Raw genomic sequence first — 25750 nt, 5'->3', positions numbered from 1 at the left:
TCGGCGGACGGCGCGGACGGCGCGGCCAGCGGCACGGCGGGCACGCCGGACGGAGCGGGCGGTGTGGACGGCACGGGCGGCACGGCTGCCGCGGCCTTCCCCGGCGGCACGGCGGGGCCCGGCGACCCGGGAGGCGCGGCAGGGGCGGGAGGCGCGGCAGGGGCGGGAGGCGCGGCAGGGGCGGGAGGCGCGGCAGGGGCAAGAGGGCCGACCGGGGCGGCCGGGGCGGGAGGCGCGGCCGGGGCAGGCGGGCCGGCCGGGGCTTCGCCCGGCGGTGTCGCCGGTCGGGGCACCTCGGCTCCCCGGGTGTCGCTCGACTCGTACGTACCGTCGGTCTCCATGAACCCCTGCCCCCTGACCAGCCAGGTCGCCGCAACTGTGCCACCGTCAATCTAGTGGGCCGGGGCCTCCCCGGCAGGGATTCGCCCACCCGTACGGCCCGGGGCCACCGAGAAGCACGCCGCACCGCCCCACGGCCGCGCAGGTCCGCCCCACCACCCTCGCCATGTCCACCGCGGACAACGACACACCCCCCAACACTCCCGATCGGCGCATGCCCGACCCCCTCCCCCGCGCCTAGCCTGCGGAGGAAACCCGCAAGTGCGTCCAGAACACCCCCAGGAGCCCCGCATGAACGCTGTCCCGCAGGAGCGGCGCGTCGTCACCGCCATCCCCGGCCCGAAGTCGCAGGAGCTTCAGGCCCGCCGTCTCGACGCGGTCGCCGGTGGCGTGGGCTCCACGCTGCCGGTGTTCACCAAGCGGGCCGGCGGCGGCATCATCGAGGACGTCGACGGCAACCTGCTGATCGACTTCGGTTCCGGCATCGCCGTGACCTCCGTGGGCGCCTCCGCCGAGGCCGTGGTGCGCCGCGCCTCCGCGCAGCTCCAGGACTTCACCCACACCTGTTTCATGGTGACGCCGTACGAGGGTTACGTGGAGGTCTGCGAGGCGCTGGCCGAGCTGACCCCGGGCGACCACGCGAAGAAGTCGGCGCTGTTCAACTCGGGCGCCGAGGCGGTGGAGAACGCGGTCAAGATCGCCCGCTCGTACACCAAGCGCCAGGCCGTCGTCGTCTTCGACCACGGCTACCACGGCCGTACCAACCTCACCATGGGCATGACGGCGAAGAACATGCCGTACAAGCAGGGCTTCGGCCCGTTCGCGCCCGAGGTCTACCGCGTGCCGGTCGCCTACGGCTACCGCTGGCCCACCGGCCCGGAGAACTGCGGCCCCGAGGCCGCCGCCCAGGCGATCGACAACATCACCAAGCAGATCGGCGCCGAGAACGTCGCCGCGATCGTCATCGAGCCGGTGCTCGGCGAGGGCGGCTTCATCGAGCCGGCCAAGGGCTTCCTGCCGGCGATCGTGAAGTTCGCCAACGACAACGGCATCGTCTTCGTCGCGGACGAGATCCAGGCCGGCTTCTGCCGTACCGGCCAGTGGTTCGCCTGCGAGGACGAGGGCATCGTCCCGGACCTCATCACCACCGCCAAGGGCATCGCGGGCGGTCTGCCGCTCGCCGCCGTGACCGGCCGCGCCGAGATCATGGACTCCGTGCACGGTGGCGGCCTCGGCGGCACCTACGGCGGCAACCCGGTCGCGTGCGCCGGTGCGCTGGGCGCCATCGAGACCATGAAGGAGCTCGACCTCAACGGCAAGGCCAAGCGCATCGAGGAGGTCATGAAGGGCCGCCTCACCGCGATGCAGGAGAAGTTCCCGGTCATCGGTGACATCCGCGGCCGCGGCGCCATGATCGCGATCGAGCTGGTCAAGGACCCGGCGACCAAGGAGCCGTTCGCCGAGGCGGCCGCCGCGCTCGCCAAGTACTGCCACAACGAGGGCGTCCTGGTCCTCACCTGTGGCACCTACGGCAACGTGCTGCGCTTCCTGCCGCCGCTGGTCATCGGCGAGGACCTGCTGAACGAGGGCCTGGACGTCATCGAGGCGGCGCTCGCCCAGATCTGACGGCCGGAAGGCGACTTCTGACACCCTGTGTGAAGAAGCTGTGGGGGGCCGATGGCGGGATGGAGATCCGGCTGTCGGTCCCCTCTTTCGTGCCGTACGGTTTCTGCAGATGAGAGAAACACCCAGGGCGGAGCCTCCCCAGCCCCGCCCGCACCGTGCCTTCGCGCACACCACTGGAGCCCTGGGCTCCGGAACTCCTCACCGATCGGATGGCCGCCCGCCCCACACCCCCCGGGGCGCGCGGCAGCCCGGTCCAGGCGACCGCCCCGGAACCACCCCCCCTGTTCCGGGGCGGCCGGCTGTCTTCTGGGCGATCGTCGCCTTCTCCCTCATCACCTGGCAGGTCCTCGTCCACGGCCCGCTGGCCAGACTCGACGAGAGCCTCTCCCGCGCCCTGGTGGACACCGTCCCGCGCGGCCTCGGCGAAGCCGCCTCGGACCTCGGCAACATGACCGTCGCCCTCCCGGTCCTCGGCTGCGCCATGGCGTACGCCGCCTGGCGCGGCCGGCGCGCCGCCGCGCTGTACGCGGGCCTGGCGATGGCCCTGGTCCCGCTCCTGGTCGTCCCCCTCAAGATCTGGACGGCCCGTCCCGGCCCGCTGGAGCCCTGGGCCGCCGGCTACTTCCCCTCGGGCCACACGGCGACGGCGATGGTGGCGTACTGCGGCGCGGCCTTCCTGGTGTCGCGACGCCTGCTGCCCGTGGCCGTCCTGCTGACCGCCGTCACCGCCGCCGGTCTCGTGCTGCGCGGCTTCCACTGGCCGCTGGACGTGCTGGCGTCCGTCGCGCTGTGCCTGCCCCTGCTGCGCTGGCCGGTGTGCGCGGCGCGGTACGGTCGCGCTGCCCGCATCCGAACGGAAGAACCGGAGCACCCGTGACGATCCACCGGCCCGGACTGCCGGCCGACCTGCCCGACCCGGAACTCCTGTGGGCGCGCTGGGCCCTGAACGCGGTGGTCCGGGCGACCACCGCGAAGGAGGGGGAAGGGGTCCACCGGACCGGCGTCTGGATCGACGACGAGGGACTGCACCTCGACGACTGCGGCTGCACCTGGTGGACGTTCTCCCCGATGGGCGAGGGCCGTTACGTGCTGTACGGCGAGGACGAGTCGAGCGGCTGCAAGTGGTACGAGCCGCCGGTCGACATGCTGGCGGGCGGACCCGGCTGGCTGCCGTACGAGGAGCTGCGCGACCGGCTCTCGGGCAACGAACTGGGCTGTGTCTACTGGTACGAGACCGGCGCCTGGGGCCGGGCGCCGTACCCCGGGGACCTGGACGACGACGGACTCGACTGCGGGATGAGCCGGTTCGTGGACCGGGGCGAGGCGCTGGGCCTGCTGGCGGACCTGGTGGCGTACGACCGGCCCGCGGCGGAGATCCTGATGGCGGCCGCCGAGGAGCGGCGGCTGACGCCGGAACTGCTGGCGGCGCACGTCGTCGCGGAGGACCGCGGCGACCCGGACCTTCCGGCGATGGTCCGGGCGCTGCGGCGGACGGCGCTGGAGCGGGGGCCCGAGGCGGGTCAGCTCCAGCGGTAGGCGTCGAAGTTCCGGCTGAACTCCCAGCCGTTGTAGCGGTCCCAGTTGACCGACCAGGTCATCAGGCCGCGCAGGCCGGGCCAGGTGCCGTGGGTCTGGTAGGTGCCGCAGTCGGTCTTCCTCGTCAGGCAGTTCAGGGCCTTGTTCACCTCGGCGGGGGTGGTGTGGCCGTTGCCGGCCTGGGTGGAGGCGGGGAGGCCGATGGCGACCTGGTCGGGCCGCAGGGCCGGGAAGACGCGGTCGGTGTTGCCGGCGACCGGGAAGCCGGTGAGCAGCATGTCCGTCATGGCGATGTGGAAGTCCGCGCCGCCCATGGAGTGGTACTGGTTGTCCAGGCCCATGACGGAGCCCGAGTTGTAGTCCTGGACGTGCAGCAGGGTGAGGTCGTCGCGCAGGGCGTGGATGACGGGGAGGTAGGCGCCGGCGCGCGGGTCCTGGCCGCCCCAGGGGCCGGAGCCGTAGTACTGGTAGCCGAGCTGGACGAAGAAGGTCTCCGGGGCCATGGTGAGCACGAACTTCGCGCCGTACTTCGCCTTGAGGGTCCTGACGGCCTGGATCAGGTTCACGATGACCGGGCTGGTCGGGTTGCGGAAGTCGGTGTCGCCGGTCTGCAGCGAGAGCGAGTGGCCCTCGAAGTCGATGTCGAGGCCGTCGAGGCCGTACTCGTCGATGATCTTCGAGACGGACGTGACGAAGGTGTCGCGGGCGGCCGTGGTGGAGAGCTGGACCTGGCCGTTCTGGCCGCCGATGGAGATGAGGACCTTCTTGCCGGCGGCCTGCTTGGCCTTGACGGCGGCCTTGAAGTCGGCGGGGGACTCGACGTTCGGGCATTCGGTGGCCGGGCAGAGGCTGAAGCGGATGTCGCCGGAGGTGACCGAGGTCGGCTCGCCGAAGGCGAGGTTGATGACGTCCCAGGAGTCGGGGACGTCGGCCATGCGGGTGTAGCCGGAGCCGTTGGCGAAGCTGGTGTGGAGGTAGCCGACGAGGGCGTGGGCGGGCAGGTCGCCGCCCGGGGTGCCGCCTCCCGACGTGGTGGTGACGGACACGGTGGCGGACTTCGCGGACTCGCCCGCGCTGTTGGCGGCGGAGACCTGGAAGCCGTACGAGGTGCCGGGCGCGAGGCCGGCGGCGGTGTACGACGTGCCGGTGACGGTGGCGACGAGGACGCCGTCCCGGTAGACCTTGTACGAGGTGGCGCCGGGGACCGCGGGCCAGGTGAGCGTCACGGCGGTGGCGGTCGGGGAGCCGGCCGTGAGTCCGGTGGGTGTCGCGGGCGGCTGGACGGGGTCGCCGCCGGGGCCGAGCAGGGACAGGTCGTCGGCGTGGTACGCGCCGGTGCCGTACCAGCCGTGGGTGTAGAGGGTGAGCGAGGTGGTGGAGGCGCCGGTGGTGAAGGTGGTGGCGAGCTTCTGCCAGTCGGGGGCCGACTGGGTCCAGGCGGAGACGTCGCCGGTGCCGGTGCCGGAGGCGCCGAGGTAGACGTAGGAGCCGCGGACCCAGCCGCTCAGCGTGTAGGTGGAGTTCGGCCTGACGGTGACGGTCTGCGAGCACCTGGCGTTGTCGCTGCCGGCCGGCGTCGCCCGCAGGGCCTTCGTCCCGCTGTGCACGGGTGACGTGACGACGGTCCCGCTGCCGGCCGTGCAGCTCCAGCCGTCGAGGCCGGACTCGAAGCCGCCGTTGCGGGCGAGTTCGGTGTCGGCGGCGTGGACCACGGGAGCGAGCGCCACGATGCCGCCGGCGGCGAGCACGCCTGCCAGCAGGAGGTTCAGGGGTCTGGTGCGGTCCACAACTGCCTCCGGGGGTGGGGGAATCGAGGTGGAGCGCGCCACAGCATGGTCCAGACCAATCAAGTGGTCAAGACCTCTGTACGGACGCCGCACGCCTCAGCGGCCCCCCGATCCCCCTTCACCTCGGGCGAGTTGGCCCGCCGCCTCGTGCATCGCGAGTTCGAGCAGCGAGGCGTCGGTGAGCGTGCCGGTCGCGTCCGGCGCCACCAGCCAGCGCGTGCCGCCGGTCGCCCGCCCCGGATACGGCACCACGATCCACGTCCCGGCGCCCGCAGTGCGCACCCCGGTGCCCAGCCAGCGGGCGGCGGTGCCCGGTGGCACGAAGAAGCCCATCCGGGCGTCGCCGAAGTCGGCGAGGACCGGCCCCGGCCGGTCCACCAGACGCGTCAGCACGTCGAGCGTCGGATACCCGAGCTCGGCCGGCAGGATCAGCACGTCCCAGCGCCGGCCGGCGGGCAGCAGCACGACCCCGTGCGGACTGCGCTCCCACTCCCAGCGGCAGGCGTCGGGATCCGGCGCGACCGAGGCCAGCCACTCCACCACGGCCCTGGCCTCCGCGGCACCCGCACCCGTCCCCGTTCCCGTCATGGCAAAGCCCTCTCTCTCCTCGCGGACCCGCGGGTCGCGGGATCCACAGGGAGAGAGAGGGTCGCCCCGCGACTATGACGCGGGTTCCCCACCCACCGATGGTGATCTGGGTCACACAGGGCCGTTCGTGCTCAGCTGTCGAAGCCGAGACCCAGCCGGTCCATCGTCTTCAGCCAGAGGTTGCGCCGGCCGCCGTTCTCGTCCGCGCGGGCCAGCGACCACTTGGTGATCCCGATGCCCGCCCACGCGATCGGCTCCGGCGGGAAGGGCAGCGGCTTGGAGCGCACCATCCGCAGCTCCGTCCGCTCGGTCCGCTCCCCCGCCAGCAGGTCCAGCATCACGTCGGCGCCGAACCGGGTCGCCCCCACGCCGAGACCCGTGTAGCCCTGCGCGTACGCCACCTTGCCCTGGTGCGCCGTGCCGAAGAAGGCCGAGAAGCGCGAGCAGGTGTCGATCGCCCCGCCCCAGGCATGGCTGAAGCGCAGGCCCTCCAGCTGCGGGAAGCAGGTGAAGAAGTGCTGGGCCAGCTTCAGGTACGTCTCCGGGCGGTGGTCCATCTCGGCGGCCACCTTGCCGCCGAAGCGGTAGACCGCGTCGTAACCGCCCCAGAGGATGCGGTGGTCCGCGGTGATCCGGAAGTAGTGGAACTGGTTGGCGGAGTCGCCGAGGCCCTGACGGTTCTTCCAGCCCACCGACGCCAGCTGCTCGGGGCTCAGCGGCTCGGTCATCAGCGCGTAGTCGTACACCGGGACGGTGTAGTGCCGCAGCCGCTTGACCAGCGACGGGAAGACATTGGTGCCGAGCGCCACCCGGCGGGCCGCGACCCGGCCGTACGGGGTGCGCACGGCCATGCCGCCGCCCGCCGACACCAGGTCGAGCGCCGGGGTGTTCTCGAAGATCCGCACGCCCAGGCCGAGACAGGCCCGCTTGAGGCCCCACGCCAGCTTCGCCGGGTGCAGCATCGCGACCCCGCGGCGGTCCCACAGGCCGCCCAGGAAGGTCGGCGAGTCGACCTCGGCGCGCACCGCGTCGCGGTCCAGGAGTTCGAGGCCCTCGGCCAGGCCGAGCCGCTCGGCCTCCTCGTACCACTCGTACAGCTCGTCGACCTGGTAGGGCTCGGTGGCCACGTCGATCTCGCCGGTGCGCTCGAAGTCGCAGTCGAGGGAGTAGCGGGCGACGGCCTCCTCGATGGCGTCGAGGTTCCGCTCGCCCATCCGCTCCAGCTTCGGCAGCTCGCCCGGCCAGCGGGCGAGGCCGTTGCCGAAGCCGTGGGTGAGGGAGGCGGCGCAGAAGCCGCCGTTGCGGCCCGAGGCGGCCCAGCCCACCTCGCGGCCTTCGATCAGTACGACATCCCGGGAGGGGTCGCGCTCCTTGGCGAGGAGCGCGGTCCACAGTCCGCTGTAGCCGCCGCCCACCACGAGCAGGTCGCACCGCTCGGGGCCGGCGAGGGCGGGCAGGGCTCCGGGCTTGCCGGGGTCTTCCAGCCAGAAGGGGACGGGCTGGGCGTCGGAGAGAGATTGTGCAGCGAGACGCATGGCGACTGGGGCCATGGTTTCCAACTCCTTCGGTGCCTGACCGGCTCGGCCGCCGGTCAGGCGCTGATGTCAGGCTGTTGCTGTTTTCTTGCGCCGGTTCGTGATGATCTGCCCGGCCACGACCACCAGCACCGCGATGACGAACATCGCCGTGCCGATGACGTTGATCTGGACGGGGGTTCCGCGCTGCGCCGAGCCCCAGACGAACATGGGGAAGGTCACGGTGGAGCCCGCGTTGAAGTTGGTGATGATGAAGTCGTCGAACGAGAGCGCGAAGGCGAGCAGCGCGCCGGCCGCGATGCCGGGGGCGGCGATCGGCAGCGTCACCCTCAGGAAGGTCTGCACGGGGCCCGCGTACAGGTCGCGTGCCGCCTCCTCCAGGCGCGGGTCCATGGACATCACGCGCGCCTTCACCGCCGTCACGACGAACGACAGACAGAACATGATGTGGGCGATGAGGACCGTCCAGAAGCCCAGCTCCGCACCCATGTTGAGGAACAGGGTGAGCAGCGAGGCGGCCATGACGACCTCGGGCATCGCCATCGGCAGGAAGATCAGCGAGTTGATCGCGCCGCGCGCCCGGAAGCGGTAGCGGACCAGCGCGAAGGCGATCATCGTGCCGAGGACGACCGCGCCGACCGTGGCCCACGCGGCGAGCTGGAGCGAGAGCGTGAGCGACTCGCACAGGTCGGCGACGCCGCAGGGGTCCTTCCAGGCGTCGAGCGAGAACTGCTGCCACGCGTAGTTGAAGCGCCCGTTCGGCTTGTTGAACGAGAACGCCATGACGACGACGTTCGGCAGGATCAGGTACGCGAGCGTGAGCAGGCCCGCGATGACGACGAGATTCTTCCGCAGCCACTGCATCAGACCAGGTCCTCCGTTCCCGCCCGGCGGATGTAGACGGTGACCATGAGCAGCACGACCGCCATGAGGATGAACGACAGGGCGGCGGCCGTCGGGTAGTCCAGGACGCGCAGGAACTGCGACTGGATGACGTTGCCGACCATCTTGGTGTCGGTGGAGCCGAGCAGTTCGGCGTTGACGTAGTCGCCGCTCGCCGGGATGAAGGTGAGCAGCGTGCCGGAGACGACGCCCGGCATGGACAGCGGGAACGTCACCTTGCGGAAGGTGGTGGCCGGGGAGGCGTAGAGGTCCTGCGCGGCCTCGTGCAGCCGGCCGTCGATCCGCTCCAGGGAGGTGTAGAGCGGCAGGATCATGAACGGCAGGAAGTTGTACGTGAGACCGGCGACGACGGCCATCGGGGTGGCGAGCACCCGCTCGCCCTCGGTCCAGCCGAGCCAGCTGGTCACGTCGAGGACGTGCAGCGTGTTCAGCGCGTCGACCACCAGGCTGTCGTCCGCGAGGATCGTCTTCCACGCCAGCGTCCGGATGAGGAAGCTGGTGAAGAACGGCGCGATGACGAGGACCAGGAGCAGGTTGCGCCAGCGCCCGGCCTTGAAGGCGATGAGGTAGGCCAGCGGGTAGCCGAGCAGCAGGCACAGCAGCGTCGCGGTGCCCGCGTAGAGCAGCGAGCGGACGAACTGCGGCCAGTACTCCTGGAAGGCCTCCCAGTAGGTCTGGAAGTGCCAGGTGACCTCGAAGCCCTTCTCCAGGGAGCCGGTCTGCACCGAGGTGGAGGCCTGGTAGACCATCGGCAGCGCGAAGAACACCAGCAGCCACACGATGCCGGGCAGCAGCAGCCAGTAGGGCACGAGCCGCCGGCGGGCGGAGGGCTTGCGGAGGACCGGCTCCTCTATGGGCGGGGTCTCCTTGACCAACGTGGCGCTCATGCGGCGTCCTCCACCGTCTCCACACCGGCGTCGATGTCCTGAGCCGCGTCGAGGCCGAAGGTGTGGGCCGGGTTCCAGTGCAGGACGACCTCGGCACCGGGCACCAGACGGCTGTCCCTCTCGATGTTCTGCTCGTACACCTGGAGCTCCGCGCCGGCCGGCGAGTTCACCACGTACTGGGTGGAGACGCCGATGAACGAGGAGTCGGCGATCCGCCCGGTCACCCGGTTGCGGCCGTCCGCGATCTCGCCGGCGTCGTCGGCGTGCGTCAGCGAGATCTTCTCGGGCCGCACGCCGACCAGCACCTTGCCGCCCGTGCGCACGGCGGAGGTACAGCGCTCGCCGGGCACGCGGAGCTTGCCGCCGCCGGCGGTGACGAGGACGTCGCCGCCGGTCTCGACGACCTCGGCCTCGATCAGGTTCGAGGTGCCGAGGAAGTTCGCGACGAAGGTGGTCTGCGGGTTCTCGTACAGGTCGGCGGGCGCGCCCAGCTGCTCGACCCGGCCGCCGTTCATCACCGCGACCTGGTCGGCCATGGTCATGGCCTCCTCCTGGTCGTGGGTGACGTGCACGAAGGTGATGCCCACCTCGGTCTGGATGCGCTTGAGCTCCAGCTGCATCTGGCGCCGCAGCTTGAGGTCGAGGGCGCCGAGCGGCTCGTCGAGCAGCAGCACCTGCGGGTGGTTGATCAGCGCGCGGGCCACGGCGACGCGCTGCTGCTGGCCGCCGGAGAGCTGGTGCGGCTTCTTGTGGGCGTGCTCGCCGAGCTGCACGAGTTCGATCATCTCGTCGACCTGCGACTTCACCGACTTGATGCCGCGCCGGCGCAGACCGAAGGCGATGTTCTCGAAGATGTCCATGTGCGGGAAGAGCGCGTAGGACTGGAAGACGGTGTTCACCGGCCGCTTGTACGGCGGCAGGTCGGTGACGTCGCGGTCGCCGAGGAAGACGGTGCCCGTCGTCGGGTCCTCCAGGCCGGCGATCATCCGCAGCGTGGTCGTCTTGCCGCAGCCGGAGGCGCCGAGCAGGGCGAAGAACGAGCCCTGCGGGATCGTCAGGTCGAGCGGGTGCACGGCGGTGAAGGAGCCGTAGGTCTTGCTGATGCCGGAGAGACGGACGTCGCCGCCGGTGGTCTTGTCAGTCATGGATGGGATCCCGGTATTCGTGAAGGAACGGACGACGGCCTCAGGCACCGATGAGCTTGGCGAACTTCTCCTCGTACGCCGTCTCCTCCGCGCTGCTGAGCGAGCGGAAGGCGCGCGACTTCGCGGCCATCGCCTTGTCCGGGAGGATCAGTGTGTTGTTCGCGAGCTCGGGGTCGATCTTGGCGAGCTCGTCCTTCACCCCGTCGACCGGGCACACGTAGTTGATGTACGCCGCGAGCTGCGCGGCCACCGGGAGCTCGTAGTAGTAGTCGATGAGCTTCTCGGCGTTGGTCTTGTGCCGGGAGTTCGCCGGGACGAGCAGGTTGTCGCTGGACGTGATGTAGCCGGCGGACGGGATGGCGAACTTGATGTCCGGGTTGTCGGCCTGGAGCTGGATCACGTCGCCGGCCCACGCCAGACAGGCCGCCAGGTCGCCCTTGTCCAGGTCGGACGTGTAGTCGTTGCCGGTGAAGCGGCGGATCTGCTTCTTGTCGACGCCCTTCTGCAGCCGCCCGATCGCGGCGTCGAAGTCGGCGTCGGTGAACTTGCCCGGGTCCTTGCCCATGTCGAGGAGCGTCATGCCGACCGTGTCCCGCATCTCCGTCAGGAAGCCGACCCGGCCCTTGAGCGCGGGGTCGTCGAGCAGCTGCGTGACGGAGTCGACCTTCTTGCCGCCGGTCGCCTTGGAGTTGTAGGCGATGACCGTGGAGATGCCGGTCCAGGGGTACGAGTAGGCCCGGCCCGGGTCCCAGTCGGGCCGGCGGAACTGCGGGGACAGGTTGGCGTACGCGTTCGGCAGGTGCGACGGGTCCAGCTTCTGCGCCCAGCCCAGCCGGATGATGCGGGCGGCGAGCCAGTCGGTCACGCAGATCAGGTCACGGCCGGTGTCCTGGCCGGCCGCGAGCTGCGGCTTGATCTTGCCGAAGAACTCGACGTTGTCGTTGATGTCCTCGGTGTACTTGACCTTGATGCCGGTCCGTTTGGTGAACGCCTCCAGCGTCGGGCGGGACTTCTCGTCCTCGCTGACGTCCATGTACTCGGTCCAGTTGGAGAAGCTGAGCACCTTCTCCTTGGCCGAGAAGTCCGTGGACGCCGGGCCCTGGCCCTCCCGCTTGGCCGGCGGGATGCCGCAGGCGCTCAGCCCCGCGAGGCCGCCGACGGTGAGCGCGCCGACGCCTCCGGCGCGCAGCACCGAACGGCGGGTGAGGGCGCCCCGGCCGCTCGTCATGCTGCGCCGCATCGCCGCTATCTGAGCGGCGGACAGGCTGTCCGGCTGGTACTGCTCCATGCGCTGTGCCCTTTCGGGATGGGTTCGCCGCTGGTCGGACGGCTGGTCTGCTATCGGTCCCCGAAGATCGTGCGGTGCCAGTCCTTGGCCGGCACCGCCGTGTTGTCGTACATCACGTGCTTCACCTGCGTGTACTCCTCGAAGGAGTACGCGGACATGTCCTTTCCGAAGCCCGAGGCCTTGTAGCCCCCGTGCGGCATCTCGCTGATGATCGGGATGTGGTCGTTGACCCACACGCATCCCGCCTTGATCTCGCGCGTGGCCCGGTTCGCCCGGTAGACGTCACGGCTCCAGGCGGAGGCGGCGAGCCCGTACGGGGTGTCGTTGGCGAGCCGGATGCCTTCGTCGTCGCCGTCGAAGGGCAGGGCCACGAGGACCGGCCCGAAGATCTCCGACTGCACGACCTCGCTGTCCTGCGCGGCTCCGGTGATCAGGGTGGGACGGTAGTATGCGCCGTCCTCGAGCTCGCCACCAGGGGCTTCGCCTCCGGTGACGACGGTCGCGTAGCCGCGGGCCCGCTCGACGAAGCCGGCGACGCGGTCCCGCTGGGCGTGGCTGACGAGCGGCCCGAGGTCGGTCGAGGGGTCGAACGGGTCCCCGAGCCGTACCGTCTCCATGAGCTCGGCGACCCGGGCGACGAAGGCGTCGAACAGCGGGCGCTGGACGTAGGCCCGGGTGGCCGCGGTGCAGTCCTGCCCGCTGTTGATGAGCGAGGCGGCGACGGCGCCCTGGGCGGCGGCTTCCAGGTCCGCGTCGTCGAAGACGACGAAGGGGGCCTTGCCGCCCAGCTCCAGGTGGAGCCGCTTGACGGTGGCCGTGGCGATCTCGGCGACCCGCTTGCCGACACCGGTGGACCCGGTGAAGGAGGTCATGGCCACGTCGGGGTGCCCGACCAGGTGTTCGCCCGCGACCCGTCCGGCGCCGGTCACGATGTTGACGACGCCGTCCGGGATTCCGGCCTCGGTCGCCGCCTGCGCGAACATCAGGGAGGTCAGCGGCGTCAGCTCGGCCGGCTTCAGGACGATCGTGTTGCCCGCCGCCACGGCCGGAAGGATCTTCCAGGCGGCCATCTGCAGCGGGTAGTTCCAGGGCGCGATCGATCCGACGACGCCCACGGCCTCACGCCGTACGTAGGAAGTGTGGTCACCGGAGTACTCGCCCGCGGACTGGCCCTGGAGGTGACGGGCGGCCCCGGCGAAGAAGGCCGTGTTGTCCACGGTTCCCGGCACGTCGAACTCACGGGTCAGCTTGATCGGCTTGCCGCACTGCAGCGACTCGGCCTGGGCGAACTCCTCGGCGCGCTCGGCCAGCACGCCGGCGAGCCGGTGCAGGGCGTCCGAGCGCTCGCCGGGCGTGGCGCCCGACCAGCCGGGGAACGCCTCCCGGGCGGCGGCCACGGCCTCGTCCACGTCGGCGGCCGACGCGAGCCGGTAGGTGTGGATGCTCTTACCGGTCGCGGGATCGATGACGCTGTGCTCGTCCTGTGAGGTCCCGGGGCGGAGCCGCCCCCCGATGTACTGCGCGCCGTCCGCGAAGCGATCCGACACCTGGAAGCGGTTGCCCATGACGCTCTCCGTTGTTCCAGCTCGAGTTGAGTGCCGATCCTGACAGAGGGAAACAGGTCCAACAAGTGATTCCGTTGTTGCCTTTTGGTTACGCGACGGAATCGGTCGACCAAGTGTCGAGCACGGCCGGAAATTGCCGTACGGACTGTCCGTGGCAACTGAAACAGTGGCATGCATGAGCGATCTCGAGCGGTTGAAACAGCAGGTCAGACGAGGCGATCGGGTGAAATGGCTGCACTTCTGGGGCCATCGCCCGCACCCGGACGGCCGGCTCTCGGCGAGCTGTCTGAGCCAGTGGTGGCCGTCACCCTTCGAGGTGGACGGCGTACGCTACGCGACGGCCGAGCACTGGATGATGGCGGAGAAGGCGCGGCTCTTCGGCGACGCCGAGGCCGAGCGGGCGGCGCTGACGGCGAAGTCCCCGGGGGCGGCGAAGACGGCGGGCCGGCTGGTCCGCGGCTTCGACGAGTCGACGTGGCAGCGGAAGCGGTTCGAGATCGTCGTGGCCGGCAGCGTGCACAAGTTCGGGTCCGACGACGCCCTGCGGGGCTATCTCCTCGGCACGGGCGGCCGCGTCCTCGTGGAGGCCAGCCCGCTGGACCGGGTCTGGGGCATCGGCCTGGCGGCGGACGACCCGCGGGCCTGTGACCCCGACCGCTGGCGGGGCCTGAACCTGCTGGGCTTCGCGCTGATGGAGGCGCGGGAGCGGTTGTCCCGGTGAGCACCGGACGAACGGGAGCGGGGGCCGCACAGGAGCGGCCCCCACGCACCCGTTCCCGCGTGTCCAGGGCTGTCCGGCGCTGATCCGCCGGACGGGCCTCAGCGGCGCGCGTCGACGACCAGGCTGGTCTCCCAGGGGTCGTCGCTGTCGTCCCGGCGGTCCTGGTCCGTCGCGATGGCCCAGATCATGAAGCTCAGGAAGGCCGCGCCCACCAGGATGCCGACCGAGCCGAGCACGATGCCCGCGATCGCCATGCCCCGGTTGGTCGCCTCACCGCGGTTGGCCTTCTTCAGGCCGATGATGCCGAAGATCAGCGCCAGGATGCCCAGGATCGCGCCGAGCCCGTAGAAGCAGAAGCCCGCGACCGCGATGATGCCCAGCACCATCGCGGCGATCCCGAGGCCGTTCGACGGCTGCGGTCCCCATCCCGGCTGCGGGTATCCGGCGCCGTACGTGGGGTACGGGGCCGGCGGCGCCGCCGGGTAGCCGTACCCGGGCGTCGGGCTCGCCGACACGGGAGGCGCGGTCGGGTAGCCGAACGTCCCTCCGGTCGTCCCCGGCGCCGCCGGCGGCGGTGGAAGCTCGGCGCCCGGCATGGACGCCATCGTCGGCTGGTCGTGCACCGGCGGCGTGGCCGGGGCCGCCGCACCGGGCGCGCCGGTGGCGCCGCCCGCCCCCTTGCTCAGTTCGACGCCGTCATGGTTGGGCGGAGCCCACGGGTCCGCGGGCTGGTCGTTGTTGTCGGACATAGGCCTCCCCCATCGTGGTCACGCCATGCTACGACCTACGCCATCAGGGGGATGTCTCCGGCCTACGATGACCCGATGACCGACCTTCACTCCTTCATCGCGGGGCTTCCGAAGGCCGAGCTGCACGTCCACCACGTCGGCTCCGCCTCGCCCCGCATCGTCGCCGAGCTGGCCGCCCGGCACCCGGACTCCAAGGTGCCGACGGACCCGGACGCGCTCGCCGACTACTTCACGTTCACGGACTTCGCCCACTTCATCGAGGTCTACCTGTCCGTCGTGGACCTGGTCCGCACCCCGGAGGACGTGCGGCTCCTCACGTACGAGGTCGCCCGGGACATGGCCCGGCAGAACATCCGCTACGCGGAGCTGACCATCACCCCGTACAGCTCGACGCGCCGCGGCATCGACGAGCGCGCGTTCATGGCGGCGATCGAGGACGCCCGCAAGGCGGCCGAGGCCGAGCTCGGCGTGATCCTGCGCTGGTGCTTCGACATCCCGGGCGAGGCGGGCCTGGAGGCGGCGGAGGAGACCGCGCGCCTCGCGGTCGAGCTGCGCCCGGAGGGCCTGGTCTCCTTCGGTCTCGGCGGCCCGGAGATCGGGGTGCCGCGCCCGCAGTTCAAGCCGTACTTCGACCGCGCCCGGGCGGCGGGCCTGCACAGCGTCCCGCACGCCGGCGAGACCACCGGCCCCGAGACGGTCTGGGACGCCCTGAACGAGCTGGGCGCGGAGCGCATCGGCCACGGCACCAGCTCGGTGCAGGACCCGGCGCTGCTCGAGCACCTCGCGGAGCACCGGATCGCGCTGGAGGTGTGCCCGACCTCGAACATCGCGACGCGCGCGGTGGAGCGCCTGGAGGACCACCCGATCCGGCGGATGGTGGACGCGGGGGTGCTGGTGACCATCAACAGCGACGACCCGCCGATGTTCGGCACGGACCTGAACAACGAGTACGCGGTGGCCGCCCGTCTCCTCGGCCTGGACGAGCGCGGTCTGGCGGCGCTCGCGAAGAACGCGGTGGAGGCCTCGTTCCTGGACGAGGAGGGCAAGGCGCGCCTGGTGCAGGAGATCGACACGTACACGGAGCAGTGGCTGTCGGCGTGACCGTCGGGAGAATGGGGTCATGGACCCCGTCACTGTCGTAGGCCACCGCGGCGACCCCTATCGCGTCCGCGAGAACACCGTCCCTTCGATCGTCTCGGCGTGGGAACGGGGCGCGGACGCGGTGGAGGTCGACGTGCGCCTGACCGAGGACGGCGTGCCCGTCCTGCTGCACGACGACTCCCTCAAGCGGCTGTGGGGCTTCGACCGGCCGCTCGGCACGATGACGCTGGAGGAGCTGCGCGAGGTCACGGAAGACGGCGTGCCCACCCTCCGGGAGGCCCTGATCGCGGCCGGTCCGCACCGCCTGATGCTGGATCTGCCGGGCGGCGACGAGAGTTCCGTGCGCACGATCGTGGGCACGGTGCGCGAGTGCGGGGCGGGCGAGCGGGTCTACTACTGCGCGGGCGGCACGGCGATGCTGCACGTGCGGGCCGCCGACCCGGGCGCGGAGATCGCGCTGACCTGGAACACGCTGGCGCCGCCGCGCCCCGTGCTGCTCGAGGCGGTACGCCCGAAGTGGCTCAACTACCGCTTCGGGCTGGCGAGTCGGGAGCTGGTGGAGCGGGTGCACCGGGCGGGCCTGCTGGTGTCGGTGTGGACGCCGGACACGGCGTGGACCATGCGTAAGCTGATCAGGAACGGGGTCGATTCGATCACGACCAATCGGATCGACACGCTGGCCGCCGTGCTGCGAAAGGGCCGCGCATGAACGACAGGATCCGCACCGACATCGCCCACAACGCCCGCGTGTGGAACTACTGGCTGGGCGGCAAGGACAACTACCCGGTCGACCGGGCCGTCGGCGACCAGGTGACCTCCTTCCACCCGAGCATCGGCGAAGTGGCGCGGGCGGACCGCGCGTTCCTGGGGCGGGCGGTGACGTACCTGGCCGCGGAGGCCGGGGTACGCCAGTTCCTCGACATCGGTACGGGTCTGCCGACGGCCGACAACACCCACGAGGTGGCCCAGCGGGTCGCCCCCGAGTCCCGGATCGTCTACGTCGACAACGACCCGATCGTCCTCACGCACGCCCGCGCGCTGCTCACCAGCTCGCCCGAAGGCGTCACGGAGTACGTGGACGCGGACGCGCACGACCCGGAGAGGATCATCCGGGCGGCGGCCGGAACGCTGGACTTCACCCGGCCGGTCGCGGTGCTGATGCTGGGCATCCTCAACTTCGTCATCGACGGCGCCACGGCCCGCTCGATCGTCCGCACCGTCATGGACGCCGTGCCCTCCGGGTCCTACCTCGCTCTGACCCACCCGACCTACGACGCCGACTTGGGCGGGGAGGCGAACGTGGCGGCGATGGAGTTCTGGAACGCCAACGCCACTCCGCCGATCACGGCGCGCGGCCGCGCCGAGTTCGCCTCCTTCCTCGACGGGCTCGACCTCCTGGAGCCGGGCATCGTGTCGTGCGCGCGCTGGCGGGCGCCGGAGGCGGCCGAGGTCGCGCAGTTCGGTGCGGTGGGCCGCAAGCCGTAATGCGCGGAGGGGGGATACAGCGGCTGCGCGACTGGGGCGCGGCCAATCCGTGGGCGGTGGACATCGGGCTCGCGCTGCTCGTCCAGGCGGCGATGACCATGCCGTTCGTGGTGCCGCGCGGGCCCGAACTGGAGCCGGCGACCTGGCCGGCGTACGGCCTGACGACGCTGACCGTGGTCCCGCTGGTGTGGCGGCGGCGCGCGCCGATGGCGGTGCTGCTCGCGATCCTGGCGGCGAGCGCGCTGTACCGGTTGGCGCTGGAGGGTCCGGGCCAGCCGCTGCCCTACACCGGCCTGGTGAGCGTGTACACGATCGCGGTGCTCTCGCCGCCGTGGAAGCGGCTGGTCGCGGGGGCGCTGCTGCTGGTCGCCGTGCCGGTGTCGGTGTGGCTCAACACGCGGTCCGCGCGGGAACTGACCTTCTCGCTCTTCGTGTTCGGCGCCGCCTACGCCTTCGGACGGCTGACGGACGCCCGGCAGCGGGCGCACCGGGTGGAGGCGGAGCGGGCGACGGCCCGCGAACGGGCCCGGATCGCCCGGGAGATGCACGACATCCTGTCGCACGCGGTGAGCCTGATGGTGGTCCAGGCGGAGGCGGGTCCGCTGGCGGTGCGGGCGGCGCCCGAGCGGGCGGAGGCCGCGTTCGAGGCGATCTCTGCGACGGGCCGCGACGCGATGGTCCAACTGCGGCGGATGCTGGGTGTGTTGCGGGACGGCGAACCGTCCGCCGCGCCGCGCGCCCCGCAGCCCGGGCTCGGCGAGCTGCCGGAGCTGCTCGCGCGGGTGCGGGGCGGCGGCCTCGACGTGCGGTACGCGACGGACGGCGCCGAGCGCCCGCTGCCGGAGGCGACGGCCGCGACCGTGTTCCGGATCGTGCAGGAGGCGCTGACGAACGTGGTCCGGCACGCGGAGGCCCGCGCGGTGTGGGTGCGCCTCGGGTACGGGCCGGACGAGCTGGAGGTCCGGGTGACGGACGACGGACGCGGGCCGCGGCCCGGCGGCTCCGGCGGCCACGGTCTGACCGGGGTGCGCGAGCGGGTGGCGGCCCACGGCGGCACGGCGTCGGCCGGTCCGGGCCCGGACGGCCGGGGATTCGAGGTACGGGCGGTGCTCCCTGTGGAGGCGGGATGACGATCCGGGTGGTGGTCGCGGACGACCAGGAGCTGGTGCGCAGCGGTTTCGCGCTGATCCTGGACGTCCAGGACGACATCGAGGTGGTCGCGGAGGCGGGCGACGGCGCCGCGGCGGTGGAGGCGGTGCGCCGGCACGCGCCGGACGTGGCGCTGCTCGACATCCGGATGCCGCGGATGGACGGCATCGAGGCCTGCCGGGCGATCAGCGCCGCGTCGGCCTGCCGGACGGTGATGCTGACGACCTTCGACGCGGACGAGTACGTGTACGAGGCGCTGCACGCGGGCGCGAGCGGCTTCCTGCTGAAGGACGTGCGCCGGGACGACCTGGTGCACGCGGTGCGAGTGGTCGCGGCGGGCGAGGCGCTGCTCGCGCCGTCCGTGGCGAGGCGGCTCGTGGAGCAGTACACCTCCGGCGGTCCGCGCCGGACCGATCCGCGCCTCGGGGTGCTGACCGCCCGCGAGCGGGAGACGCTGCTGCTGCTCGCGCGGGGCCTGTCGAACGCGGAGATCGCCGCGGAACTGGTGGTGAGCGACCACACGGTGAAGACGCACGTGGGGAACGTGCTCGCCAAGCTGGGCCTGCGCGACCGGATCCAGGCGGTGATCTGCGCGTACGAGACGGGCCTGGTGACGGCGGGCGCTTCCTCGGCCGGTTCTTTCTCCGCCGGTCCTCCCCCGGCCGGGTGAGGCGCCGGCGGGGCTCCTCCCCCGCGTGGGCGAGTCACGCGTCGGGCGAAGACCGCCGTCGCGGGCGATCCGCGGATCCTCGCAGGTCAGCAGGATGTGAGTCATCGAGAACGACGGCTCGCACCCATGGAGTTGAACGATGAGGAACACCACGCGCACGCTGCTCGCCGCCGCCCTGGTCCTGGGCGTGGCGGGCCCGGCGGCCCTCCCGGCGACCGCCGCCGGCGCGCCGCACGCGACGGCGCCGCACGGGACCGCCGCGACGGCCGAGGCGGGGAACACGGCCCTGGAGAAGGCGATCGCGGGACTCCCTTCGAAGGACGCGACGGCGGCGCTGGTACGGGTCGGCGGAACCGAGGGCTCCTGGCAGGGCAGCTCCGGCGTGCACGACCTGAGGAGCGGCCGGCCGGCCGAGCCGGGCGCCCGGTTCCGGGCGGGCTCGGTGACCAAGGTGTTCACGGCGGCGGTCGTGCTCCAGCTGGCGAGCGAGGGCCGCGTCGGCCTCGACCGCCCGGCCCGCGCGTATCTGCCGGAGCTGATCCCGGCCGCGTACGGCGGGGTCACCGTCCGCCAGCTGCTCGACCACACGCACGGCATCCCGGCGGCGGGCCTGCCGGGCGAGACGGTCGAGGACTGGTACGCGCGCCGCTTCGACGTGCACGACCCGCGCGAGCTGGTCCGCTCGGCGACGGCGCGGCCCCGCGAGTTCGCGCCCGGCGAGAAGCAGCACTACCTGAACATCGGCTACACGATCGCCGGGCTGATCGTCGAGCGGGTGACGGGCGACTCGTACGAGCACCAGGTGACCGCCCGGATCCTGCGCCCGCTCGGACTGCGCGACACCTACCTCCCCGGCACGAGCCCCCGGATCCAGGGCCGCCACAACCACGGCTACCAGTGGATGCGGCTCGACGACGGCACGACCGGCCTGCGGGACGTCACCGTCTGGGGCGTGACGGACGGCTGGGCGGCGGGCGACCTGATCTCGACCACCGCCGACCTGGAGCGCTTCACCCGGGCCCTGTTCGCGGGCGAGGTGGTGCGCGGACCGCTCCTGGAGGAGATGTTCACGCTGCCCAGGGTCCCGGACCTCACGACGGGCGCCCCCGCCGCGTACTCCGTGGGCCTGTCCATGAAGAAGCTGGGCGGGCGCGAGGTGTGGGGCAAGACGGGCGGCCGCTGGGGCTACAACGCCGCCATCGCCTCGACCCGCCACGGCGAGCGGACCCTCGTCTACAGCGTCAACTCCACGGACGCCAAGGGGAAGGACATGAACAAGGTGGCGATGGACCTCATGCTGGCGACGTACGGTCTGCCGTCGCGGTGAGCGCCGGCGCGGCCTGCGGCGCCTCCAGCGCCTCCAGCCGCTTGATCAGCCGTCGTACGACGAGCAGCGGCAGGATCCCGAAGACCCCGAAGGACATGTCGATCACCGACCACCAGAAGGGGATGCCCCGGATCGGTCCGCAGATCAGGGCGAGGGGAATGATCCCGACGCAGGCGATCATGCCGAACTCGATCACCCAGATGTTGCGGACCGGGTCGCGGTAGGGCCCGTAGAAGGCGACGGCGATGACGAGGTGGGCGAAGGCCAGCCAGTCGGTGCCGTAGAGGAGGTAGGGCGCGTCGGCGTCGGCGCCCTCGAGGCCGGTACGGACCCGGTCGATCCACTCGGCGAGGCCGGGGAGGAGCTCGGCCGCCGGGGCCGCCCAGGTGTCCAGCGCGGAGTCGAGCAGACGGAGTTCGGTGACCAGCGGGAACGCGGTGGCCCCGCTGAGCACCAGACAGACGATGAAGACGACCAGCCAGACGCGGATGCGCTTGAGGAGGGCTCTGGGCCCGTTCGTGTCGCTCATGGGGGCAGCGTACGCCTTCCATGAACACGTTCAAAAACAGGGGTCCGGTGCCGACTCGGGACCTCGGCGCAGGAGGCGGCGCGCCACCGTGTGCGCGAGGGCCGTGGCTCCGCCCGCGAGCACCAGACCGGTCACCACGTCCCGCCCGCGGGTGGGACGCAGCACCCCGGCCCGGCGCAGCCGGCCGCGCGCCCAGAGGGTGAAGGGGATGACGAGCAGCGGCGAGGTGACCGAGCCGGGCGTCACGCCCCGTACGGCGGCGGCCTGCGCGAGATGCACGAGCCCGTGCAGTCCGAAGCCGTTCAACGCGCCCTGGTAGAAGGCGGACCGGCCGCCCGAGCGCCGTCCGGCGACGGCGGCCGACGCGACGATCGCCGCCATCACGCCCACGGCGGCGCGGAACTCCCGCTCGTCGACGGAGCCCAGCGCCCGCCACACCGCCTCCGGCGCGTCCGGGAAGCGTTCCCGGAGCTCCGGCAGATTCTCCCGTATCCAGCGCGGCCCGTACACCACCTCCTCGGCGTCGTGCAGCGCCCAGGCGGCGAACAGGCCGTACGTGACAAGCGAGTTGATCGTGGAATCCGTCATGGGGACGGCCTATCACGCCTCTTCGATCGCCCGTGCGACCGCCGCGCCGTCCGCCGCGACGACGACCGGCCATCCGCTGCTCTCTCTCCACTCCGGCGTGATCTGCGCGCCGTCCTCCTCCCGGTGGACGACGACGGGACCGCCGGGGACGACCAGGACGGCCTCCAGGCGCCGCATCAGCGCGGCGATCAGGTCCATGACCCCGGCGCCGCCGAAGCGGTGGAACGTGACGCCGTCGGCGTGGACCCGGACGTCCGCCGTGCCGCCGTCGTCGGTCTCGACGCAGAGCCCCTGCCCGTCGGCGTCCCGGGCCACCACGTACGGATCGAGCACCTGCCGCACGACGGCCGGGTCGAGCGGTGCCGGCGCTCCGTGCTCGAACCGCGTCACGAAGACTTCGAAGCTCACGATGTCCGCCCTTCACGGGTCGGCCCGACGGGCGCGGCCCCGGCACCGCCGATCGCGACGATCGGGGTGCCGGGGCCGCGTCGCGGGATGCCGGGATCAGCCGAGGGAGGTCATCACGTGCTTGATGCGCGTGTAGTCCTCGAAGCCGTAGGCCGACAGGTCCTTGCCGTAGCCGGACTTCTTGTAGCCGCCGTGCGGCATCTCGGCGACCAGCGGGATGTGCGTGTTGATCCACACGCAGCCGAAGTCGAGGACCTTGGACATGCGCATGGCGCGCGCGTGGTCCTTCGTCCAGACGGAGGAGGCCAGGGCGTACTCGACGCCGTTGGCGTACTCGACGGCCTGGGCCTCGTCCGCGAAGGACTGGACCGTGATGACCGGGCCGAAGACCTCGTTCTGGACGATCTCGTCGTCCTGCTTGAGGCCGGAGACGACGGTCGGGGCGTAGAAGTAGCCCTTGTCGCCGACCCGGTGGCCGCCGGCCTCGACCTTGGCGTGCGCCGGGAGGCGGTCGATGAAGCCGCTGACCTGCTTCAGCTGGTTGGCGTTGTTCAGCGGGCCGTAGAGCACGTCCTCGTCGTCCGGCTGACCGGTCTTGGTCTCGGACGCGGCCTTCGCCAGCGCGGCCACGAACTCGTCGTGGATGGACTCGTGCACGAGCACGCGGGTGGCGGCCGTACAGTCCTGGCCGGCGTTGAAGAAGCCGGCGACGGAGATGTCCTCCACGGCCTTGGCGATGTCGGTGTCCTCGAAGACCACGACCGGGGCCTTGCCACCCAGCTCCAGGTGGACGCGCTTGACGTCCTTGGACGCGGACTCGGCGACCTGCATGCCGGCACGGACGGAGCCGGTGATGGAGGCCATCGCCGGGGTGGAGTGCTCGACCATGGCGCGGCCGGTCTCGCGGTCGCCGCAGATGACGTTGAAGACGCCCTTGGGAACGATGGAACCGATGATCTCGGCCATCAGGACGGTCGACGCCGGGGTGGTGTCCGAGGGCTTGAGGACGACCGTGTTGCCCGCGGCGAGGGCCGGGGCGAACTTCCACACGGCCATCATCATCGGGTAGTTCCACGGCGCCACCTGGGCACACACACCCACCGGCTCGCGGCGGATGATCGAGGTCATGCCCTCCATGTACTCGCCGGCGGACTTGCCCTCGAGCATCCGGGCGGCACCCGCGAAGAAGCGGATCTGGTCCACCATCGGCGGGATCTCCTCGCTCGCGGTGAGGACGACCGGCTTGCCGGTGTTCTCGACCTCGGCGGCGATCAGGTCCTCGGCGCGCTCCTCGAAGGCGTCCGCGATCTTGAGGAGGACCTTCTGGCGCTCGGACGGCGTGGTGTCCCGCCAGGCGGGGAAGGCGGCCGCGGCGGCCTCCATGGCGGCGTCGACGTCGGCCTGGCCGGACAGCGGGGAGGTGGCGTACACCTCACCGGTGGCCGGGTTGATCACGTCGATCGTGCGGCCGTCAGCCGCGTCCCGGAACTCCCCGTTGATGTAGTTGCGCAGCCGGCGCAGCTCGGTGGTCACTTGCCACCCCTCCTGTCACGTTCTGTCTCCGCACTCCGTCGTGCGGTGTCCCGATGGGCGAGACACCTCAGCCTAGTCGGTCGAGCGACGCTTTCAACAGGCCCGACCCCCCGCAACTTCGGATTCAGTGAGATCAACAGCCGGGAACAACGAATTTCATCACTCCGGGCTTGCCAGACCGACGAGGTTCGGTGCACAGTGAAGTCGTGGCCAGTCAAAGCACGCATCCAAGAACCGGAACCGGTTCGTCCCCGACGATCGATGCCGTCTCCCTGGCGATCATCGAGCAGCTCCAGCAGGACGGACGCCGCCCCTACGCCGCCATCGGCAAGGCCGTCGGCCTCTCCGAGGCCGCCGTACGGCAGCGCGTCCAGAAGCTCCTCGACCAGGGCGTCATGCAGATCGTCGCCGTCACGGACCCGCTCACCGTGGGCTTCCGGCGCCAGGCGATGGTCGGCATCAACGTCGAGGGTGACCTGGATCCGGTCGCGGACGCACTGACCGCCATGGCCGAGTGCGAGTACGTGGTGATGACCGCGGGCTCCTTCGACCTCATGGTGGAGATCGTCTGCGAGGACGACGACCACCTCCTGGATGTGATCAACAAGCGCATCCGCACCCTCCCCGGGGTGCGCTCCACCGAGAGCTTCGTCTACCTGAAGCTCAAGAAGCAGACCTATATGTGGGGAACCCGATAGCCGTGAGCAACTCCCGCGACCTCTCCAAGTCCGCCTACGACCACCTGTGGATGCACTTCACCCGCATGTCGTCGTACGAGAACAACCCCGTCCCCACCATCGTCCGCGGTGAGGGCACGTACATCTGGGACGACAAGGGACGGAAGTACCTCGACGGCCTCGCCGGCCTCTTCGTGGTGCAGGCCGGTCACGGCCGCACCGAGCTCGCCGAGACCGCCGCCCGGCAGGCCAAGGAGCTCGCCTTCTTCCCGGTGTGGTCGTACGCCCACCCCAAGGCAGTCGAGCTCGCCGAGCGCCTCGCCAACGAAGCCCCCGGCGACCTCAACAAGGTCTTCTTCACCACCGGCGGCGGCGAGGCCGTCGAGACCGCGTGGAAGCTCGCCAAGCAGTACTTCAAGCTGGTCGGCAAGCCCACCAAGTACAAGGTCATCTCGCGTGCGGTCGCCTACCACGGCACCCCGCAGGGCGCCCTGTCCATCACCGGCCTGCCCGGCCTGAAGGCCCCCTTCGAGCCGCTGGTCCCCGGTGCGCACAAGGTGCCGAACACCAACATCTACCGCGCGCCGATCTTCGGCGACGACCCGGAGGCCTTCGGCCGCTGGGCCGCCGACCAGATCGAGCAGCAGATCCTCTTCGAGGGCCCCGACACCGTCGCCGCCGTCTTCCTCGAGCCGGTGCAGAACGCCGGCGGCTGCTTCCCGCCGCCGCCCGGCTACTTCCAGCGGGTCCGCGAGATCTGCGACAAGTACGACGTGCTGCTCGTCTCCGACGAGGTCATCTGCGCCTTCGGCCGCCTCGGCACCACCTTCGCCTGCGACAAGTTCGGCTACGTGCCGGACATGATCACCTGCGCGAAGGGCATGACCTCGGGCTACTCCCCGATCGGCGCCTGCATCGTCTCCGACCGCATCGCCGAGCCGTTCTACAAGGGCGACAACACCTTCCTGCACGGCTACACCTTCGGCGGCCACCCGGTCTCCGCGGCCGTCGGCCTCGCCAACCTCGACATCTTCGAGAAGGAGAAGCTCAACCAGCACGTGCTGGACAACGAGGGCAACTTCCTCTCCACGCTGCAGAAGCTGCACGACCTGCCGATCGTCGGCGACGTCCGCGGCAACGGCTTCTTCTACGGCATCGAGCTCGTCAAGGACAAGGCCACCAAGGAGTCCTTCAACGAGGAGGAGACCGAGCGCGTCCTGTACGGCTTCCTGTCCAAGGCGCTGTTCGACAACGGCCTGTACTGCCGCGCCGACGACCGTGGCGACCCGGTCATCCAGCTGGCTCCGCCGCTGATCTCGGACCAGTCCACGTTCGACGAGATCGAGCAGATCCTCCGCGCCACCCTCACCGAGGCGTGGACGAAGCTCTGATCCCGAGGCACCCCCCTAGGACCTCACGCCGCCCTCACGGCGTGACCCCGGCCCGGGCATGCCGCCATCCGAGTGGATGGCGGCGGCCCGGGCCGCGTGCTGTCCGTACAAACCGATGGAAATCCTTACGGTGCCGGGAAGACCCCAGTGACCGACCGGCCCGCCCATTCGTTCCCCCGTCCGGGGGAACGCACACGGACTGGCTTCGACATCGAGGTGTACG

At 71.2% G+C, this 25750-nt stretch carries 25 protein-coding genes; 12 read left to right on the top strand and 13 right to left on the bottom strand.

Annotated elements, in window-relative coordinates; all coding sequences use genetic code 11:
* The first annotated feature begins 630 nt into the window (after positions 1 to 630).
* The 3 genes from gabT to ACFVGS_RS15655 all read left to right on the top strand — a co-directional run bounded on the left by gabT (position 631) and on the right by ACFVGS_RS15655 (position 3501).
* Positions 631 to 1965: a 4-aminobutyrate--2-oxoglutarate transaminase gene (gene gabT / locus ACFVGS_RS15665; protein ID WP_384421704.1), complete on the top strand. Its 1335-nt coding sequence runs from the start codon at positions 631 to 633 to the stop codon at positions 1963 to 1965.
* Between the two features lie 397 nt (positions 1966 to 2362).
* Positions 2363 to 2842, top strand: a complete 480-nt coding sequence (locus ACFVGS_RS15660; RefSeq protein ID WP_385692719.1) for a phosphatase PAP2 family protein — start codon at positions 2363 to 2365, stop codon at positions 2840 to 2842.
* Positions 2839 to 3501: a hypothetical protein gene (locus tag ACFVGS_RS15655; protein WP_385692718.1), complete on the top strand. Its 663-nt coding sequence runs from the start codon at positions 2839 to 2841 to the stop codon at positions 3499 to 3501. The genes ACFVGS_RS15660 and ACFVGS_RS15655 overlap by 4 nt, the downstream gene beginning before the upstream one ends.
* Here ACFVGS_RS15655 and ACFVGS_RS15650 read toward each other — a convergent pair.
* The 8 genes from ACFVGS_RS15650 to ACFVGS_RS15615 all read right to left on the bottom strand — a co-directional run bounded on the left by ACFVGS_RS15650 (position 3486) and on the right by ACFVGS_RS15615 (position 13199).
* The gene (locus ACFVGS_RS15650) at positions 3486 to 5288 is read right to left on the bottom strand and encodes a chitinase (protein ID WP_385692717.1); all 1803 of its coding nucleotides are present in this window, start codon (positions 5286 to 5288) and stop codon (positions 3486 to 3488) included. The genes ACFVGS_RS15655 and ACFVGS_RS15650 overlap by 16 nt on opposite strands.
* A 96-nt stretch (positions 5289 to 5384) precedes the next feature.
* A complete protein-coding gene (locus tag ACFVGS_RS15645; RefSeq protein WP_384421712.1) occupies positions 5385 to 5876 on the bottom strand; it encodes a hypothetical protein in 492 nt (163 codons plus the stop codon).
* A 131-nt stretch (positions 5877 to 6007) separates the two neighbouring features.
* Positions 6008 to 7426, bottom strand: coding sequence for an NAD(P)/FAD-dependent oxidoreductase (locus ACFVGS_RS15640; protein WP_384421715.1), 1419 nt, complete (start codon positions 7424 to 7426; stop codon positions 6008 to 6010).
* A 54-nt stretch (positions 7427 to 7480) separates the two neighbouring features.
* Complete coding sequence (locus ACFVGS_RS15635; RefSeq protein WP_384421717.1) at positions 7481 to 8275, bottom strand: ABC transporter permease; 795 nt, start codon at positions 8273 to 8275, stop codon at positions 7481 to 7483.
* Positions 8275 to 9201: an ABC transporter permease gene (locus tag ACFVGS_RS15630; RefSeq protein ID WP_384421719.1), complete on the bottom strand. Its 927-nt coding sequence runs from the start codon at positions 9199 to 9201 to the stop codon at positions 8275 to 8277. The genes ACFVGS_RS15635 and ACFVGS_RS15630 overlap by 1 nt, the downstream gene beginning before the upstream one ends.
* A complete protein-coding gene (locus ACFVGS_RS15625) occupies positions 9198 to 10346 on the bottom strand; it encodes an ABC transporter ATP-binding protein (protein ID WP_384421721.1) in 1149 nt (382 codons plus the stop codon). Before ACFVGS_RS15625 ends, ACFVGS_RS15630 begins: the two co-directional genes overlap by 4 nt.
* Before the next feature lie 40 nt (positions 10347 to 10386).
* Positions 10387 to 11634 (bottom strand): PotD/PotF family extracellular solute-binding protein, encoded by a 1248-nt coding sequence (locus ACFVGS_RS15620; RefSeq protein ID WP_385692716.1) that lies wholly within the window; start codon positions 11632 to 11634, stop codon positions 10387 to 10389.
* Between the two features lie 50 nt (positions 11635 to 11684).
* Positions 11685 to 13199: a gamma-aminobutyraldehyde dehydrogenase gene (locus ACFVGS_RS15615; RefSeq protein WP_384421724.1), complete on the bottom strand. Its 1515-nt coding sequence runs from the start codon at positions 13197 to 13199 to the stop codon at positions 11685 to 11687.
* A 175-nt stretch (positions 13200 to 13374) separates the two neighbouring features.
* Between ACFVGS_RS15615 and ACFVGS_RS15610 the strand changes: the two genes are divergently transcribed.
* Positions 13375 to 13920 (top strand): NADAR family protein, encoded by a 546-nt coding sequence (locus tag ACFVGS_RS15610; RefSeq protein ID WP_385692715.1) that lies wholly within the window; start codon positions 13375 to 13377, stop codon positions 13918 to 13920.
* Between the two features lie 98 nt (positions 13921 to 14018).
* Here the strand turns inward: ACFVGS_RS15610 and ACFVGS_RS15605 are convergent, their stop codons facing one another.
* Complete coding sequence (locus tag ACFVGS_RS15605) at positions 14019 to 14669, bottom strand: DUF4190 domain-containing protein (RefSeq protein WP_384421727.1); 651 nt, start codon at positions 14667 to 14669, stop codon at positions 14019 to 14021.
* Between the two features lie 51 nt (positions 14670 to 14720).
* Between ACFVGS_RS15605 and ACFVGS_RS15600 the strand changes: the two genes are divergently transcribed.
* The 6 genes from ACFVGS_RS15600 (at position 14721) to ACFVGS_RS15575 (ending at position 20401) form a co-directional block, all read left to right on the top strand.
* On the top strand, positions 14721 to 15770 hold the full coding sequence (locus tag ACFVGS_RS15600; protein ID WP_385692714.1) for an adenosine deaminase: 1050 nt from the start codon (positions 14721 to 14723) through the stop codon (positions 15768 to 15770).
* A gap of 19 nt (positions 15771 to 15789) precedes the next feature.
* On the top strand, positions 15790 to 16479 hold the full coding sequence (locus ACFVGS_RS15595) for a glycerophosphodiester phosphodiesterase (RefSeq protein ID WP_384421730.1): 690 nt from the start codon (positions 15790 to 15792) through the stop codon (positions 16477 to 16479).
* Entirely contained in the window at positions 16476 to 17255 is a 780-nt protein-coding gene (locus tag ACFVGS_RS15590) for an SAM-dependent methyltransferase (protein ID WP_385692713.1), read from the top strand. Before ACFVGS_RS15595 ends, ACFVGS_RS15590 begins: the two co-directional genes overlap by 4 nt.
* Positions 17255 to 18385 (top strand): sensor histidine kinase, encoded by a 1131-nt coding sequence (locus ACFVGS_RS15585; RefSeq protein ID WP_385692712.1) that lies wholly within the window; start codon positions 17255 to 17257, stop codon positions 18383 to 18385. The genes ACFVGS_RS15590 and ACFVGS_RS15585 overlap by 1 nt, the downstream gene beginning before the upstream one ends.
* Positions 18382 to 19074 carry a response regulator gene (locus tag ACFVGS_RS15580; RefSeq protein ID WP_384421735.1) on the top strand — a complete coding sequence of 231 codons (693 nt, stop codon included), beginning with the start codon at positions 18382 to 18384 and terminating at the stop codon, positions 19072 to 19074. Before ACFVGS_RS15585 ends, ACFVGS_RS15580 begins: the two co-directional genes overlap by 4 nt.
* A 139-nt stretch (positions 19075 to 19213) precedes the next feature.
* Positions 19214 to 20401 (top strand): serine hydrolase domain-containing protein, encoded by a 1188-nt coding sequence (locus tag ACFVGS_RS15575; protein WP_385692711.1) that lies wholly within the window; start codon positions 19214 to 19216, stop codon positions 20399 to 20401.
* Here ACFVGS_RS15575 and ACFVGS_RS15570 read toward each other — a convergent pair.
* The 4 genes from ACFVGS_RS15570 to ACFVGS_RS15555 all read right to left on the bottom strand — a co-directional run bounded on the left by ACFVGS_RS15570 (position 20367) and on the right by ACFVGS_RS15555 (position 23459).
* Positions 20367 to 20930, bottom strand: coding sequence for a hypothetical protein (locus tag ACFVGS_RS15570; RefSeq protein ID WP_384421739.1), 564 nt, complete (start codon positions 20928 to 20930; stop codon positions 20367 to 20369). The genes ACFVGS_RS15575 and ACFVGS_RS15570 overlap by 35 nt on opposite strands.
* A gap of 30 nt (positions 20931 to 20960) precedes the next feature.
* The gene (locus ACFVGS_RS15565; RefSeq protein WP_385692710.1) at positions 20961 to 21518 is read right to left on the bottom strand and encodes an HXXEE domain-containing protein; all 558 of its coding nucleotides are present in this window, start codon (positions 21516 to 21518) and stop codon (positions 20961 to 20963) included.
* 12 nt (positions 21519 to 21530) lie between these two features.
* Positions 21531 to 21926, bottom strand: coding sequence for a hypothetical protein (locus ACFVGS_RS15560; protein WP_384421742.1), 396 nt, complete (start codon positions 21924 to 21926; stop codon positions 21531 to 21533).
* A gap of 96 nt (positions 21927 to 22022) precedes the next feature.
* Complete coding sequence (locus ACFVGS_RS15555) at positions 22023 to 23459, bottom strand: gamma-aminobutyraldehyde dehydrogenase (protein ID WP_385692709.1); 1437 nt, start codon at positions 23457 to 23459, stop codon at positions 22023 to 22025.
* Between the two features lie 206 nt (positions 23460 to 23665).
* On the opposite strand from ACFVGS_RS15555, the gene ACFVGS_RS15550 reads away from it, so the two are divergent.
* A complete protein-coding gene (locus tag ACFVGS_RS15550; RefSeq protein WP_384421865.1) occupies positions 23666 to 24157 on the top strand; it encodes an Lrp/AsnC family transcriptional regulator in 492 nt (163 codons plus the stop codon).
* Positions 24142 to 25527: an aspartate aminotransferase family protein gene (locus ACFVGS_RS15545; protein ID WP_384421863.1), complete on the top strand. Its 1386-nt coding sequence runs from the start codon at positions 24142 to 24144 to the stop codon at positions 25525 to 25527. Before ACFVGS_RS15550 ends, ACFVGS_RS15545 begins: the two co-directional genes overlap by 16 nt.
* Positions 25528 to 25750: the final 223 nt, after the last annotated feature.

The sequence above is a fragment of the Streptomyces sp. NPDC127114 genome, assembly GCF_042677525.1.
Classification (GTDB): Bacteria; Actinomycetota; Actinomycetes; order Streptomycetales; family Streptomycetaceae; genus Streptomyces.
This window is presented reverse-complemented; position numbering and strand designations above follow the sequence as displayed.

Coding starts and splice junctions, on each gene's coding strand:
- ACFVGS_RS15620 (WP_385692716.1), bottom strand. CDS start 11,634: ATGGAGCAGTACCAGCCGGACAGCCTGTCCGCCGCTCAGATAGCGGCG.
- ACFVGS_RS15645 (WP_384421712.1), bottom strand. CDS start 5,876: ATGACGGGAACGGGGACGGGTGCGGGTGCCGCGGAGGCCAGGGCCGTG.
- ACFVGS_RS15585 (WP_385692712.1), top strand. CDS start 17,255: ATGCGCGGAGGGGGGATACAGCGGCTGCGCGACTGGGGCGCGGCCAAT.
- ACFVGS_RS15565 (WP_385692710.1), bottom strand. CDS start 21,518: ATGACGGATTCCACGATCAACTCGCTTGTCACGTACGGCCTGTTCGCC.
- ACFVGS_RS15570 (WP_384421739.1), bottom strand. CDS start 20,930: ATGAGCGACACGAACGGGCCCAGAGCCCTCCTCAAGCGCATCCGCGTC.
- ACFVGS_RS15640 (WP_384421715.1), bottom strand. CDS start 7,426: ATGGCCCCAGTCGCCATGCGTCTCGCTGCACAATCTCTCTCCGACGCC.
- ACFVGS_RS15590 (WP_385692713.1), top strand. CDS start 16,476: ATGAACGACAGGATCCGCACCGACATCGCCCACAACGCCCGCGTGTGG.
- ACFVGS_RS15575 (WP_385692711.1), top strand. CDS start 19,214: ATGAGGAACACCACGCGCACGCTGCTCGCCGCCGCCCTGGTCCTGGGC.
- ACFVGS_RS15625 (WP_384421721.1), bottom strand. CDS start 10,346: ATGACTGACAAGACCACCGGCGGCGACGTCCGTCTCTCCGGCATCAGC.
- ACFVGS_RS15605 (WP_384421727.1), bottom strand. CDS start 14,669: ATGTCCGACAACAACGACCAGCCCGCGGACCCGTGGGCTCCGCCCAAC.
- ACFVGS_RS15600 (WP_385692714.1), top strand. CDS start 14,721: ATGTCTCCGGCCTACGATGACCCGATGACCGACCTTCACTCCTTCATC.
- gabT (WP_384421704.1), top strand. CDS start 631: ATGAACGCTGTCCCGCAGGAGCGGCGCGTCGTCACCGCCATCCCCGGC.
- ACFVGS_RS15630 (WP_384421719.1), bottom strand. CDS start 9,201: ATGAGCGCCACGTTGGTCAAGGAGACCCCGCCCATAGAGGAGCCGGTC.
- ACFVGS_RS15595 (WP_384421730.1), top strand. CDS start 15,790: ATGGACCCCGTCACTGTCGTAGGCCACCGCGGCGACCCCTATCGCGTC.
- ACFVGS_RS15610 (WP_385692715.1), top strand. CDS start 13,375: ATGAGCGATCTCGAGCGGTTGAAACAGCAGGTCAGACGAGGCGATCGG.
- ACFVGS_RS15615 (WP_384421724.1), bottom strand. CDS start 13,199: ATGGGCAACCGCTTCCAGGTGTCGGATCGCTTCGCGGACGGCGCGCAG.
- ACFVGS_RS15580 (WP_384421735.1), top strand. CDS start 18,382: ATGACGATCCGGGTGGTGGTCGCGGACGACCAGGAGCTGGTGCGCAGC.
- ACFVGS_RS15635 (WP_384421717.1), bottom strand. CDS start 8,275: ATGCAGTGGCTGCGGAAGAATCTCGTCGTCATCGCGGGCCTGCTCACG.